Here is a 13,477-nt window from a genome sequence, read left to right as displayed (position 1 = left end):
TCACCCCCTTTCCGACCTGGAGACACACATGGCCCACGCCGCTTTTCAATGGGATGACCCGTTCCTTCTGAGCCAGCAACTGACGGACGACGAGCGCGCCATCCGCGACGCCGCCGCCGCCTACTGCCAGGACAAGCTGGCGCCCCGCGTGCTGGACGCCTTCCGCCACGAAAAGATGGACGTGAGCATCTTCCGCGAGATGGGCGAAGTGGGCCTGCTGGGCCCCACCATCCCCGAGCAGTACGGCGGCCCCGGCCTGTCGTATGTGGCCTACGGCCTGATCGCCCGCGAGGTGGAGCGCGTGGACTCGGGCTACCGCTCGATGGCCAGCGTGCAGTCGTCGCTGGTGATGGTGCCCATTTATGAATTCGGCAGCGAAGCCCAGCGCCAGAAGTACCTGCCTAAGCTGGCCAGCGGCGAGTGGATTGGCTGCTTTGGCCTGACCGAACCCGACCACGGCTCCGACCCCGGCAGCATGGCAACGCGCGCCTACAAGGTAGACGGCGGCTACAAGCTCAAGGGCAGCAAGATGTGGATCACCAACAGCCCCGTGGCCGACGTGTTCGTGGTCTGGGCCAAGGAAGTGTCCGAAGGCGGCGCCGTGGGCCCTATCCGCGGCTTTGTGCTGGAAAAGGGCATGAAAGGCCTGACAGCCCCTGCCATCCACGGCAAGGTGGGCCTGCGCGCGTCGATTACCGGCGAGATCGTGATGGACGATGTGTTCGTGCCCGAAGAAAATGCCTTCCCTGAAGTGCAGGGTCTCAAGGGCCCCTTCACCTGCCTGAACAGCGCCCGCTACGGCATCGCCTGGGGCGCCCTGGGCGCGGCCGAGTTCTGCTGGCACACCGCCCGCCAGTACACGCTGGACCGCAAGCAGTTTGGCCGCCCCCTGGCTGCCAACCAGCTCATCCAGAAGAAGCTGGCCGACATGCAGACCGAGATCGCGATTGGCCTGCAGGCCTGCCTGCAGTTCGGCCGCATGAAGGACGCAGGCACGGCCAGCGTGGAGGGCACCTCCATCATCAAGCGCAACAGCTGCGGCAAGGCCCTGGACATTGCCCGCCTGGCGCGCGACATGATGGGCGGCAACGGCATCAGCGACGAGTTCGGCGTGGCCCGCCACCTGGTGAACCTGGAAGTGGTGAACACCTACGAAGGCACGCACGATGTGCACGCGCTGATTCTGGGCCGCGCCCAGACGGGCATCGCCGCGTTCGCCAACTGATCGGCCTGCGCCCCGAGAAACAGCAAAAACACCGCCTTTGCGGTGTTTTTGCCTTGTAGCGCTAGTCCATCATGCGCTGACAGCTATTAATTTCATAGTAAACACACCATGACCACCTCTTCTACCGCCCCAGGCGCCCTCGCAGGCATCAAGGTGCTCGACCTCTCCCGCGTGCTGGCCGGGCCGTGGTGCACGCAGATCCTGGCCGACCTGGGCGCGGACGTGGTCAAGGTAGAGCGCCCCGGCGTGGGCGACGACACGCGCCAGTGGGGCCCACCCTTCTTGAAGGACGCCGAGGGCAACGACACCAACCAGGCCAGCTACTACACCGCGTGCAACCGCAACAAGCGCTCGGTCACCATCGACATGGCCTCGCCCGACGGCCAGGCGCTCATCAAGCAGATGGCGCTGGAGGCTGACATCGTGGTGGAGAACTTCAAGGTCGGCGGCCTGAAGCAATACGGACTGGACCATGAGAGCTTGCGCGCACTCAACCCGCGCCTCATCTATTGCTCCGTCACCGGCTTCGGACAGGACGGCCCCTACGCCGAGCGCGCGGGCTACGACCTGATGGTGCAGGCCATGACGGGCCTGATGAGCATCACCGGCCAGGCCGACAACCAGCCCGGCGGCGGCCCGATGCGCGTGGGCGTGGCCGTCATCGACCTGTTCACCGGCCTCTACGCCAGCAACGCCATCCTGGCCGCGCTGCATGTGCGCGACAACGCCACCAACGGCACCGGCCAGGGCCAGCACATCGACATGGCGCTGCTCGATGTGGGCATGGCCGTGCTGGCCAACCAGGCCTCCGGCTTTCTTGCCACGGGCAAGGCGCCCGGTCGCATGGGCAACAGCCACCCCAGCCTGGCGCCCTACCAAGATTTCCCCACCGCCGATGGCAACATGCTGCTGGCCATTGGCAACGACGGGCAGTTCCAGCGCTTTTGTGCAGCGGCCGAACAGCCCCAGTGGGCCAGCGACCCGCGCTTTGCCACCAACACGCTGCGCGTGCAAAACCGTGCCGTGCTGATCCCTGCCATGGAGGCCGTGACCCGCACGCGCACCACGGCTGACTGGATCACGCTGCTGGAAGACAAGGCCGTGCCCTGCGGCCCCATCAACACGATTGCCCAGGCATTTGACGACGCCCAGGTGCAGGCCCGTGGCCTGGCCGTGACGCTGCCGCGCTGGAAGGACGGCGAGGCCGCCACCGACAACGTGCAGCAGATCACCGGTGTGGCCAGCCCGCTGCGCCTGTCGGCCACCCCACCCGTGCTGCGCAATGCGCCACCGGCCCTGGGCCAGCACACCGACGAGGTGCTCGCCGAGATGGGGCTGGATGCGGCGCGCATTGCAGCGCTGCGGGCCAGCGGGGTTGTGTAGTCAATCCCTCACCGCATCGGTCTGCGCGATGCCCTGACCACTGCACGGCCTTGCCCTCACCGGCAAGGCCGTTTTGTTTGGGCTGGCTGCATTCGATAAGTCACTTGTCCTATTCCGCGCACGCCTGCCCCACGGCAAAAAAGGCATGTACAAATATTTACATCCGTCTCCATAATCCCGAAGACACCCTGCCTGCGGCCCTGCCCCCTGCGCGCCGCTGAACCGGGATGGAGGGCCACCGGCCCCACTGCGATGTTTCTGGACCCTCAAGGAGTTCCTCATGAAGCTCAGCCTCAAGCTCCCCCTGGCCTTTACCGTGTCGCTGCTGCTCTTGTTTGCAGCGGCACTGTTTGGCATCAGCCGCCTGAACCAGGCGCTCGACACCTACCAGACCACCGTGGCCCAGAGCTTCGAGCACGAGCGCATGGCAGCGGGCATGCTCAACAACTTCAAGGTGCAGGTGCAGGAGTGGAAAAACGTGCTGCTGCGCGGCAAGGACCCTGCCCAGCTCACGCGCTACTGGGCCGCGTTTGAAAAGCAGGAACAGGCCATCAAGGACGAGGCGCAAAAGCTGGTGGCCGCCCTGCCGGCTGGCGAAGGCCGCGAACGCGTGCAGCAGTTTGCCCAGGCCCACGAACGCATGGGCACTGCCTACCGCAAGGGGTTAGAAGCCTTCAAGGCGGCCGACCACGACCCGCAGGCGGGCGACAAGGCCGTGGCGGGCATGGACCGCGAACCCTCGCAGTTGCTGGACCAGGCGGGCGAGCTGATCGCCAAGGCCAGCAGCACCGTGGCCGAGCGTGCCGCCGCCACCGCACAGCGCGCCACCACCATCAGCCTGGTGGTGATGCTGGTGGTGTGCGCGCTCGGCATTGCTGGCGCCATTGCCTTCAGCCGCACGGTGGTGAACCCGCTGGACAACGCGGTGCGCGTATCGCAGGCCGTGGCCAGCGGCGACCTGACCGTGGCGCGCCATGTGCAGGGCAAAGATGAAATCGCCCTGCTGCTCAATGCCTTGCACGACATGCAGAACAGCCTGTCGCGGGTGGTGAGCAACGTGCGCAATAACGCCGACAGCGTGGCCGCCGCCAGCACCGAGATCGCGCTGGGCAACAACGACCTGAGCGCCCGCACCGAACAGCAGGCCAGCGCGCTGGAAGAAACGTCGGCATCGATGGAAGAGCTGAGTTCCACCGTACAGGCCAACGCCGAAAACGCCCGCACCGCCAACCAGCTGGCCGTGAGCGCCAGCACTGTGGCCGTGCAAGGCGGCGACGTGGTGGCCGAGGTGGTGACCACCATGAAGGGCATCAACGACAGCAGCAAGAAGATCGCCGACATCATCTCGGTCATCGATGGCATCGCCTTTCAAACCAACATCCTCGCGCTGAACGCTGCGGTGGAGGCCGCGCGTGCGGGTGAGCAAGGCCGGGGCTTTGCCGTGGTGGCCAGCGAAGTGCGCAGCCTCGCCCAGCGCAGCGCCGACGCCGCCAAGGAGATCAAGACCCTGATCCACGCCAGCGTGGAGCGTGTAGAGCTGGGTACCACGCTGGTGGACAAGGCAGGTGCGACGATGAACGAGGTGGTGAGCGCCATCCGCCGCGTGACCGACATCGTGGGCGAGATCAGCGCCGCCAGCAGCGAGCAAAGCGCGGGCGTGGCGCAGGTGGGGGACGCCATCACCGAAATGGACCAGGCCACGCAGCAGAACGCAGCCCTGGTCGAGCAAAGCGCGGCGGCTGCCGACAGCCTGAAGGTGCAGGCGCAACAACTGGTGCAGGCAGTGGCGGTGTTCCGGCTGGCGGATGCGCAGACGAGCCCATCCGCAGCCTCCCGCATGCCCGCTGCAGGCCACCGCCAGCCCCGGTTGGCCGCAAGCTGACGTGGCGCGGCCATTTCAAGCCGAATCGACCTGAAGCGCTAGTGCATCATGCGGCAATAGCTACATAAATAGTAGCAACCGGCGCCTTCTCAGGCTTCGGCCAGCGCAGGCGTTGCCTGCTGCACGGTGGCCAGCGTGGGCGATGCCAGCTTGCGCAGGTAGGCCATGGTCTGCAGGCAGGCCTGGGCGACCTCGGTGCCCTTCTTCACGAAGTGCTCGCGGAAGAAGCGCACATGGTCCTCGTGGTCGTGGAAGTCGCGCGGCGTGAGCACGGCCGACATCACGGGCACCTCGGTGTCGAGCTGCACGCGCATCAGGCCGTCGATGACAGCGGTGGTGACGAACTCGTGGCGGTAGATGCCGCCGTTGACCACCAGCGCACAGGCCACGATGGCGTCGTAGCGTCCGCTGCGCGCGAGCTTGCGGGCCAAGAGCGGAATCTCGAACGCACCGGGCACATCGAACAGCGCCACCTGCGCGGGCGGCAGGCCGTGGCGGTCGAACTCGGCCAGGGCCGCGTCGCGCGCCTGGTGCACGATGTCCTGGTGCCAGCTGGCACTGATGATGGCCACGCGGGCGCCACGGTGGGCGGCGACAGGGGCCAGGGGAGAGACGGAAGAAGTAGCAGAAGACTGATTCATGGGTTCCTCAAAACAGGTCGTACCAGAATCAGGGCGCGCGCGAGCACGGCGCCTGCACAGGGCGGCGCAGGCCTCACGGCGCTGACCAGCGGGCAAAAAGCACGCAAGCAAACGCCAAAGGCCCAGCCACCCATGGCGGGTGCTGTGGGTATCGCGATCTCTTTCATCCGGACTGTGACCGTCGGCTCTGGCATCGCACCAGATCTGCTGACCCTGCAGGCCTGTTCCGAAAAACGGCACCGCAGGCGCTCGCGGGCTGTTGCGGGCTTTCCAGCCAACAAATACCGCCGGTGGGGAATTCCGCCCCGCCCTGAGAACGCTGTCGGCCCTGAAGGACATTCGGAGCCGACCGCGGGATTTTAGGCGGCGGGCAAGCAGCACGCCGTCGCGCAGGCGATTGCCTGCACTGGCAGTGGCGGCTTCTGGGGCTCCGGGGTGTGCAGAACGCCGATGTCTGCTCAGCGCACGCGCTGAAACCCGCCTTCGGCCCAGGTCGCCGCGCTGGCGGGCGTGAGCTTGAAAGTGGGCGGCGCAGACGCACGGGCAACCTCTTCACCCAGCTCGTCCTGCGCGCTCAGCGTGGCCGTGGCGCCTTCTTCATCGGGCACGATGGCCAGCGCCACGCGCAGGCGCTGGCCGTCGGTGCTGGTGATGTGCACGCTTTTGTTCAGCTGCGCGTGCAGTTGCTGCTCATGGCGGCGCACCACCTCGCTGGCGGTCTTGACCAGCGTGTGGAAAGCCGACACATCGAGCGGCTTGGGGTTCTTTTTGTCGCGGCCCATGGTCCAGGGGCCCACCAGCGCGGGCTCAGCCTCGCCCTTCAAGGTCATGGCCACGGCCCAGCCATCGTCGTCCTCGTTCTTAATGACCTGCGCCGTCCAGCGCCCGTCGCTCCAGCAGCGGGGTTCCTGGATGGTGTCGGGCGTGTCGGGTGCGTCGGTCATGGAGAAAAAGGCCTGGATTGCGGGAAAGGGCGCAGAGCATAACGGCAGGGCCCGTCGATCCCAATTTTCAATAACCGTTGGTTATCGAAAAGGCCACGCATGGCGCAGGCCTGGTTACTCCCCCAAAACGTCCGGCGCCACCCCCGCCGTCTCACGCAGCACGTCGATAAAGGCCTGTGCCGAGGGCGTGGGCGGCTCGCCCAGGCGGGTGATGAGGCCATAGCTGGGCATGCGGTCGGGCAGCTCGACAGGGATGCGCGAGAGCAGCCCCCGGTCCACGTATTTCTGGATCAGCGCAGCGGGCTGCAGCGACATCATGTGGGTGGTGTTCATCAGCTCCAGCGCAAACAAGAAGGACGGCGTCTCCACCACCCCCGCCGTGAGCGCCAGACCCGCGCCACCAAACAGGTCGTCCGACACCTTGCGCACGGCCGTGGAGGCGGGGTACAGAATCCACGGCCAGTGCGCCAACTCGGTCAGCGACAGGTCGGTGGCGCCGCGCAGCGGGTGGTGCTGCCCGCCCACCACATGCAGCGGCTCGGCCGACAGGTGCTCGTAGTGGAACTGGCTGCGCTGGCCTTCTGTGGTGAAGCGGCCAATCATCAGGTCGATCTTGCGTTCGGCCAGCCAGGCAATGAGCTGGTCACTGCTCTGTTCCAGGATCTTGATGACCAAGAGGGGCCGCAGGCGCTGGATCTCGACCACCGACGCCACCAGCACATGCGCGGCCGACCCGGTGATGGCGCCCACCGTCACATGGCCGTGACCGCCCTGCTTTAGCGCGTTGAATTCATCGACAAACTTGCGCTGCCCATCCAGCGCGGCGCTGGCGTAGCGCAGCGTAAAAAGCCCCAGCTCGTTGGGACGCATGCCGCGCGAGAGGCGGTCGAACAGGCGCGCCTCGAGGATCTCCTCGATGTCCATGAGGATCTTGGTGGCCGCAGGCTGCGTGACGTGCATCTGCTCGGCCGTGAGCCGCAGGTTGCGCGTGCGGCCCAGGATGTCGAGAAACTGCAAATGCCGAAAGCGCAGCCGCGCGCAGGCCTGCGCCAAAGACAAGGGTTTACCCGGAAATTCGTCTGGACTCATAAGCGTTTGGAATGGATTGTCGCAAAACATTCAGTGGACCCGCCGGGGCGTGAAACCTAACCTTGTCTCTGCGTCGATAACGGCTGGCCCCAAAAAGCCGCAGGCGCCGAAGGCCTCGCCAACGGGGTCAGCCATTCCAACGGAGACAAGACACCATGCAATTCACTTCCCTCGCCAAATCCTTGGCATTCGGCGCCACGCTGCTGGCCGCCCTCGCCACCCCCGTCGCCGCGCAAGTCAAGGAACACACCTTCAAGGTCGGCATCGGCCTGAGCGACGACCACCCGCAGGCCCAGGCCGTGCGCCACTTTGCCGAGCGCCTGCAGGCCAAGAGCGGCGGCAAGATGAGCGCCAAGCTATTTGCCAGCGGTGCCCTGGGCAATGACGTGAGCATGACCTCGGCCCTGCGCGGCGGCACGCTGGAGATGACGATTCCGGACTCGTCCACGCTGATGTCGCTGATCAAGCCCTTTGGCGTGCTGAACCTGCCGCTCACCTTCAACACCGAGGCAGAAGCCGACGGGGTGCTGGACGGCCCCTTCGGCCAGAAGCTGTTGTCCATGCTGCCCGACAAGGGCCTGATCGGCCTGGGCTTCTGGGAAAACGGCTTTCGCCACGTGACCAACTCGCGCCGCCCCATCAACACGGCCGACGATCTGGCGGGCCTCAAGCTGCGCGTGATCCAGAGCCCCTTGTTCCTCGATACCTTCAATGCCCTGGGCACCAACGCCACGCCCATGCCGTTCACCGAGCTGTACACCGCCATGGAACAAAAGGCCGTGGACGGCCAGGAAAACCCGCCCGCCACCATCCTGGCCAGCAAGTTCTATGAGGTGCAAAAGCACCTAGTGCTGTCGCGCCACATGTACAGCGCCTGGGTGCTGCTCATCTCCAAGAAAACCTGGGACGGCCTCTCGGCCGACGAGAAGAAGATCGTGCAGGAGGCCGCGCGCGAGGCCACGGTGTTCGAGCGCAAGACCATCCGCGCCTTCAGCGAAACCGCCCTGGGCGAACTGAAGAAGGCTGGCATGCAGATCACCGAGCTGCCCGCCGCCGAGCAGGCCAAGCTGCGCACCAAGCTGCAGCCCGTGTTGGCCAAGTACGGCAAGGAGTTTGGCGAAGAAACCACCAGCGAGCTGATGGGCGAGCTGGCCAAGGCGCGGGGCGGCAAGTAAGCCACTGGTTCGTTCCCCGGGGCGCAGCTCCTGGCTGCGCCCGGCCCCTCTTTTGCGATGCCCCGACCCCATGACAAAAACACCCCGCCGCCCCTTCCGCTCCCGCGAATGGTTTGCCGCGCCCGAGCGCTCGGACATGACCGCGCTGTACCTGGAGCGGTTCATGAACTACGGGCTGACGCCCGAAGAGCTGCGCTCGGGCCGGCCCATCATTGGCATTGCGCAGACGGGCAGCGACCTGTCGCCCTGCAACCGCATCCACCTGGACCTGGCGCGCCGCGTGCGCGACGGCATCCGCGATGCGGGCGGCATTCCGATGGAGTTCCCCGTCCACCCCATCTTTGAAAACTGCCGCCGCCCCACGGCCGCGCTGGACCGCAACCTGGCTTACCTGGGCTTGGTAGAGATCTTGTACGGCTACCCCATCGACGCGGTGGTGCTGACCACGGGCTGCGACAAGACCACGCCCGCGGGCGTCATGGCGGCATCCACCGTTGACATTCCGGCCATCGTGCTCTCTGGCGGGCCGATGCTCGACGGCTGGCACGAAGGGCAGCTGGTGGGCTCGGGCACCGTCATCTGGCGCAGCCGCCGCCAGCTCGCGGCGGGCGAGATCGACGAGGAAGAGTTTTTGCAGCGCGCTTGCAACAGCGCGCCCTCCGCCGGGCACTGCAACACCATGGGCACGGCCTCCACCATGAACGCGGTGGCGGAGGCGCTGGGCCTGTCACTGCCCGGCTGCGCGGCCATTCCCGCGCCCTACCGCGAGCGCGGGCAGATGGCGTACGAGACCGGGCGGCGCATCGTGGAGATGGCGTACGAAGACCTGCGCCCCTCGCGCATCCTGACGCGAGAGAGCTTCTTGAACGCGTTGTCGGTCGTCAGCGTGGCCGGCGGCAGCAGCAATGCGCAGGTGCACATCATGGCCATGGCGCGCCACGCGGGCGTACAGCTCGATGCACAGGACTGGACCGACCACGCCTACGACCTGCCGCTGCTGCTGAACATGCAGCCTGCTGGACAGTTTCTGGGCGAGCGCTTCTTCCGCGCTGGTGGCGTGCCCGCGCTAATGTGGGAGCTGCAGCAGGCAGGCAAACTGCATGCCGACTGCGCCAGCGTGACCGGCAAGACGGTGGGCGAAAACCTGCAAGGCCGCGAGACCCATGACCGCGAGGTGATCCGCCCGTTCAGCAATCCGCTGATGCACAAGGCCGGCTTCATGGTGCTCAGCGGCAACCTGTTCGACTTCGGGATCATGAAGACCTCGGTGATCTCCGAAGCCTTCCGCCAGCGCTATCTCAGCCGCCCGGGGCAGGAGGGCATCTTCGAAGCCCGCGCCGTGGTGTTCGAGGGCGCAGACGACTACCACGCGCGCATCAACGACCCGGCGCTCGATATCGACGAAGGCTGCATCCTGGTGATGCGCGGCGCCGGCCCCATCGGCTGGCCGGGCTCGGCCGAGGTGGTGAACATGCAGCCGCCGGACGCGCTGATCCGGCGCGGCATCAACACGCTGCCCACACTGGGCGACGGGCGCCAGTCGGGCACGGCAGACAGCCCGTCCATCCTCAACGCATCGCCCGAAAGCGCCGTGGGCGGAGGGCTGAGTTGGCTGCAAAGCGGCGACACGATCCGCATCGACCTGAACACCGGGCGCTGCGATGCGCTGGTCGCCCCCGAAGAGATCGCACGCCGCAAGCGCGACCTGCCCGCCCCACCCGTGCCCGCGAGCCAGTCGCCGTGGGAAGCGCTGTACCGCGAGAAAACCGGGCAGCTGGCCGACGGCGCCACGCTGGACTTTGCGCTGGAATTTCAGCGCATTTCTGAAAAGACGCCACGCCACAACCACTGACAACGACCAGGTGGGCCACCGGCGCCCGCCCGGATTTTTTCGAAGGACTTTCCATGAACAACATGACGGCAGCAGCAGTTGCCGAACGGGCCCGTGCGCCCAACGCCACATTGCAAGTGCTTCCCGACGACGACCTGCAAGGCACGCTGGTCGGCCGCGTGTGGGCACCCAGTGGCGCCGTTCCTGGCCCTGCGGTGGTCGCACTGCGGCCCGAAGGCGTGTTCGACCTGAGCGCGCACTTCCCCACCATGAGCACGCTGCTGGACACCCTGGCACCGGCCGAGGCTGCGCGCACCGCCACGGGCCAGTACCTGTGCAGCGTGGACGACCTGCTGGCCAACAGCCAACCCGGCGCGCGCGACGCCGCACGCCCCTGGCTGCTGGCACCGTGCGACCTGCAGGTGGTCAAGGCGGCGGGCGTGACCTTTGCTGCCAGCCTGATCGAGCGCGTGATCGAGGAGCAGGCGCGCGGCGACGCCACCCGGGCGCAGGGCCTGCGCAGTCAGGTGATCGGCCTCATCGGTCAAAACTTAGCGGACATCCGCCCCGGCTCGCCCGAGGCGATGCGCCTGAAGGCGCTGCTGCAGGAAAAAGGCCTGTGGTCGCAATACCTGGAGGTGGGCATCGGCCCCGACGCCGAGGTGTTCACCAAGGCGCCGGTGCTGGCCTCTGTGGGCTGTGGTGATGACATCGGCATCCGCTCCGATTCGGCTTGGAACAACCCCGAGCCCGAGGTGGTGCTGGCCGTGAACAGCCGGGGCCAGATCGTGGGCGCCACGCTGGGCAACGACGTGAACCTGCGCGACATCGAAGGCCGCAGCGCCCTGCTGCTGGGCAAGGCCAAGGATAACAACGCCTCGTGCGCACTGGGCCCGTTCATCCGCCTGTTCGACGCGAGCTTCGGGCTGGAACAGGTGCGCAATGAGACGGTACACCTGCGCGTGGCGGGCGTAGACGGCTTCGAGCTGCGCGGCATCAACACCATGGCCAGCATCAGCCGCGACCCCACCGACCTGGTGGCGCAGACGCTGGCCGCGCACCAGTACCCGGATGGGTTCATGCTGTTCATGGGCACGCTGTTCGCGCCCATTGAAGACCGCGACCAGCCCGGCGGCGGCTTCACCCACCACCTGGGCGACCTGGTGTCCATCCAGAGCGCCTGGCTGGGCGGCCTGCACAACCGCGTGGCGCACAGCGAGGCCGCGCCGCCCTGGCGATTTGGGCTGCGCGCCTTCATGGCCAACCTGGCGCAGCGCGGGCTGCTGCAGGGCGCGGTGCTCTGAGGCGCAAAAAGAAAACAGGAGACAACGATGCTCAATGCCTTCATCGACCGTTGCTGCCGCTGGATCAACCTGCTCATCGCGCTCGCGCTGGCCGTGATGGTGGCCATGGTGTTCGGCAACGTGGTGCTGCGCTATGCGTTCAACTCCGGCATTGCCATCAGCGAGGAGGTCTCGCGCTGGCTGTTTGTGTGGATCACCTTTCTGGGCGCCATCGTGGCGGTGCGCGAGCGGGGCCACCTGGGCACGGACTTTCTGCTGGCGCGCCTGCCGCCGCTAGGCCAGCGCATTTGCCTGGCCCTGAGCTACGCGCTGATGATCTGGTGCACCTGGCTGCTGTTCAGCGGCGCACTGGCGCAGGCGCGCATCAACTGGGATGTGGATGCACCGGTCACCGGCGCATCCATGGCCATCTTTTATGCGTCCGGCGTGGTGTTTGCCGTGGCGGCTGGCCTGCTGCTGGCGCTGGACCTGTGGCGCATCGTGTCGGGGCAAATGCCAGACAGCGAGCTGGTGCAGATCGCCGAATCCGAAGAACTGGCCGCCGTGGGCAGCCAGCTGCCGCACACAGCCCCCGCGCCCACGGCCTCACGCCAGTGAGCCCCACACCGCAATGACCTGGAGCGCACTTCCATGACCGTTTTTATCTTCCTCGGCTCCCTGCTGGCCGCCATGGCCATCGGCGTGCCGATTGCCTACGCGCTGCTGGTGTCCGGCGCAGCCCTCATGTGGCATCTGGACCTTTTCGATGCGCAGATCCTCGCGCAGAACGTGATCAACGGCGCGGACAGCTTTCCGCTGCTGGCCGTGCCCTTCTTCATGCTGGCGGGCGAGATCATGAACGTGGGCGGGCTGTCGCAGCGCATCGTCAAGCTCGCGCTCACGCTCGTGGGGCACAAGCGCGGGGGGCTGGGCTTTGTGGCCATCCTGGCCGCCTGCATGCTGGCGGCGCTGTCGGGCTCGGCCGTGGCCGACACAGCGGCACTGGCAGCCCTGCTGCTGCCCATGATGGTCAAAGCCGGGCACGATAAGGCGCGCGCAGGCGGGCTGATTGCGTCGGCCGGCATCATCGCGCCGGTCATCCCGCCGTCCATTGGCTTTGTGGTGTTTGGCGTGGCGGCCAATGTGTCGATCAGCAAGCTGTTTCTGGCGGGTATCGTGCCGGGGCTGCTGATGGGGCTGGCGATTGCAGTCACCTGGTACTGGGTCTCGCAGCGCGAAAACGTCACGCCACCGCCCAAGGCATCCACCGCCGAGAAGCTGCAGGCGCTCAAGGAATCCACCTGGGCGCTGTTCCTGCCGGTCATCGTGATCGTGGGCTTGAAGATGGGCGTGTTCACCCCCACCGAGGCGGCCGCGGTGGCCGCGGTTTACGCCCTGTTCGTGGCAACGGTGGTCTACCGCGAGCTGCACTGGCGCCAACTGGCCGAGGTGTTCACCAGCGCCGCCAAAACTACGGCGGTGATCATGTTCCTGGTGGCGGCCGCCATGGTCAGCGCCTGGCTCATCACCGTGGCCGACATCCCGCGCCAATTGGTGGGCCTGCTCAAGCCGCTGATGGAACACCCCACGCTGCTGCTCATTGCCATCATGGTGCTGGTGATGGCCGTGGGCACCGCCATGGACATGACGCCCACCATCCTCATCCTCACGCCCGTGCTGATGCCGGTGGTGAAGGCTGCGGGCATCGACCCGGTCTACTTTGGCGTGCTGTTCATCATCAACAACGCCATCGGGCTCATCACCCCACCGGTCGGCACGGTGCTGAATGTGGTGGCCGGCGTGGGCAAGATGCGCATGGACGACGTCACGCGGGGCGTCATCCCGTTCATGGTGGCGCAGTTCGCGGTGATGTTCTTGATGGTGCTGTTTCCATCGCTGGTGCTGGTGCCGATGCGGTGGTTTACGGGGTGAATCTGAGGGTTTGAAGCAAAAAATGCCGCAAGCGCTAGTGGATATTGCGCTTGCAGCTATCAAATCAGGAGTTAATCACTACCGGGCACTGT

At 66.3% G+C, this 13,477-nt stretch carries 11 protein-coding genes and 1 riboswitch; of the genes, 8 read left to right on the top strand and 3 right to left on the bottom strand.

The features are described 5' to 3' along the window. Positions 1 to 28: 28 nt before the first annotated feature. The 3 genes from C8C99_RS02740 (at position 29) to C8C99_RS02730 (ending at position 4,490) form a co-directional block, all read left to right on the top strand. The gene (locus tag C8C99_RS02740; protein WP_015015345.1) at positions 29 to 1,225 is read left to right on the top strand and encodes an acyl-CoA dehydrogenase; all 1,197 of its coding nucleotides are present in this window, start codon (positions 29 to 31) and stop codon (positions 1,223 to 1,225) included. A 108-nt stretch (positions 1,226 to 1,333) separates the two neighbouring features. After that, entirely contained in the window at positions 1,334 to 2,608 is a 1,275-nt protein-coding gene (locus C8C99_RS02735; protein ID WP_108624890.1) for a CaiB/BaiF CoA-transferase family protein, read from the top strand. 280 nt (positions 2,609 to 2,888) lie between these two features. Beyond that, a complete protein-coding gene (locus C8C99_RS02730) occupies positions 2,889 to 4,490 on the top strand; it encodes a methyl-accepting chemotaxis protein (protein ID WP_108624889.1) in 1,602 nt (533 codons plus the stop codon). An 89-nt stretch (positions 4,491 to 4,579) separates the two neighbouring features. On the opposite strand, the gene C8C99_RS02725 is transcribed toward C8C99_RS02730, so the two are convergent. The 3 genes from C8C99_RS02725 to C8C99_RS02715 all read right to left on the bottom strand — a co-directional run bounded on the left by C8C99_RS02725 (position 4,580) and on the right by C8C99_RS02715 (position 7,164). Continuing rightward, a complete protein-coding gene (locus tag C8C99_RS02725) occupies positions 4,580 to 5,131 on the bottom strand; it encodes a 6,7-dimethyl-8-ribityllumazine synthase (RefSeq protein WP_043565627.1) in 552 nt (183 codons plus the stop codon). 151 nt (positions 5,132 to 5,282) lie between these two features. Further along, positions 5,283 to 5,453: riboswitch (FMN riboswitch) on the bottom strand. 136 nt (positions 5,454 to 5,589) lie between these two features. After that, the gene (locus C8C99_RS02720; RefSeq protein WP_056639535.1) at positions 5,590 to 6,075 is read right to left on the bottom strand and encodes a hypothetical protein; all 486 of its coding nucleotides are present in this window, start codon (positions 6,073 to 6,075) and stop codon (positions 5,590 to 5,592) included. 114 nt (positions 6,076 to 6,189) lie between these two features. Further along, positions 6,190 to 7,164 carry a LysR family transcriptional regulator gene (locus tag C8C99_RS02715; RefSeq protein WP_056639538.1) on the bottom strand — a complete coding sequence of 325 codons (975 nt, stop codon included), beginning with the start codon at positions 7,162 to 7,164 and terminating at the stop codon, positions 6,190 to 6,192. Between the two features lie 155 nt (positions 7,165 to 7,319). Between C8C99_RS02715 and C8C99_RS02710 the strand changes: the two genes are divergently transcribed. The 5 genes from C8C99_RS02710 to C8C99_RS02690 all read left to right on the top strand — a co-directional run bounded on the left by C8C99_RS02710 (position 7,320) and on the right by C8C99_RS02690 (position 13,385). After that, complete coding sequence (locus C8C99_RS02710; RefSeq protein WP_108624888.1) at positions 7,320 to 8,339, top strand: TRAP transporter substrate-binding protein; 1,020 nt, start codon at positions 7,320 to 7,322, stop codon at positions 8,337 to 8,339. 70 nt (positions 8,340 to 8,409) lie between these two features. After that, positions 8,410 to 10,191, top strand: coding sequence for an IlvD/Edd family dehydratase (locus tag C8C99_RS02705; RefSeq protein ID WP_108624887.1), 1,782 nt, complete (start codon positions 8,410 to 8,412; stop codon positions 10,189 to 10,191). Positions 10,192 to 10,244: 53 nt separating this feature from the next. Further along, the gene (locus tag C8C99_RS02700) at positions 10,245 to 11,474 is read left to right on the top strand and encodes a fumarylacetoacetate hydrolase family protein (RefSeq protein ID WP_199226298.1); all 1,230 of its coding nucleotides are present in this window, start codon (positions 10,245 to 10,247) and stop codon (positions 11,472 to 11,474) included. Between the two features lie 27 nt (positions 11,475 to 11,501). Continuing rightward, positions 11,502 to 12,071 carry a TRAP transporter small permease gene (locus C8C99_RS02695; RefSeq protein ID WP_056639544.1) on the top strand — a complete coding sequence of 190 codons (570 nt, stop codon included), beginning with the start codon at positions 11,502 to 11,504 and terminating at the stop codon, positions 12,069 to 12,071. A 33-nt stretch (positions 12,072 to 12,104) separates the two neighbouring features. Next, positions 12,105 to 13,385, top strand: coding sequence for a TRAP transporter large permease subunit (locus tag C8C99_RS02690; RefSeq protein WP_056639546.1), 1,281 nt, complete (start codon positions 12,105 to 12,107; stop codon positions 13,383 to 13,385). Positions 13,386 to 13,477: the final 92 nt, after the last annotated feature.

This window comes from Acidovorax sp. 107 (assembly GCF_003058055.1).
Lineage (GTDB): Bacteria > Pseudomonadota > Gammaproteobacteria > Burkholderiales > Burkholderiaceae_C > Acidovorax.
This window is presented reverse-complemented; position numbering and strand designations above follow the sequence as displayed.

Excerpts from the sequence above, each read along its gene's own strand:
- C8C99_RS02730 (WP_108624889.1), top strand. The coding sequence starts at position 2,889 with ATGAAGCTCAGCCTCAAGCTCCCCCTGGCCTTTACCGTGTCGCTGCTG.
- C8C99_RS02695 (WP_056639544.1), top strand. The coding sequence starts at position 11,502 with ATGCTCAATGCCTTCATCGACCGTTGCTGCCGCTGGATCAACCTGCTC.
- C8C99_RS02725 (WP_043565627.1), bottom strand. The coding sequence starts at position 5,131 with ATGAATCAGTCTTCTGCTACTTCTTCCGTCTCTCCCCTGGCCCCTGTC.
- C8C99_RS02700 (WP_199226298.1), top strand. The coding sequence starts at position 10,245 with ATGAACAACATGACGGCAGCAGCAGTTGCCGAACGGGCCCGTGCGCCC.
- C8C99_RS02740 (WP_015015345.1), top strand. The coding sequence starts at position 29 with ATGGCCCACGCCGCTTTTCAATGGGATGACCCGTTCCTTCTGAGCCAG.
- C8C99_RS02690 (WP_056639546.1), top strand. The coding sequence starts at position 12,105 with ATGACCGTTTTTATCTTCCTCGGCTCCCTGCTGGCCGCCATGGCCATC.
- C8C99_RS02705 (WP_108624887.1), top strand. The coding sequence starts at position 8,410 with ATGACAAAAACACCCCGCCGCCCCTTCCGCTCCCGCGAATGGTTTGCC.
- C8C99_RS02720 (WP_056639535.1), bottom strand. The coding sequence starts at position 6,075 with ATGACCGACGCACCCGACACGCCCGACACCATCCAGGAACCCCGCTGC.
- C8C99_RS02735 (WP_108624890.1), top strand. The coding sequence starts at position 1,334 with ATGACCACCTCTTCTACCGCCCCAGGCGCCCTCGCAGGCATCAAGGTG.
- C8C99_RS02710 (WP_108624888.1), top strand. The coding sequence starts at position 7,320 with ATGCAATTCACTTCCCTCGCCAAATCCTTGGCATTCGGCGCCACGCTG.
- C8C99_RS02715 (WP_056639538.1), bottom strand. The coding sequence starts at position 7,164 with ATGAGTCCAGACGAATTTCCGGGTAAACCCTTGTCTTTGGCGCAGGCC.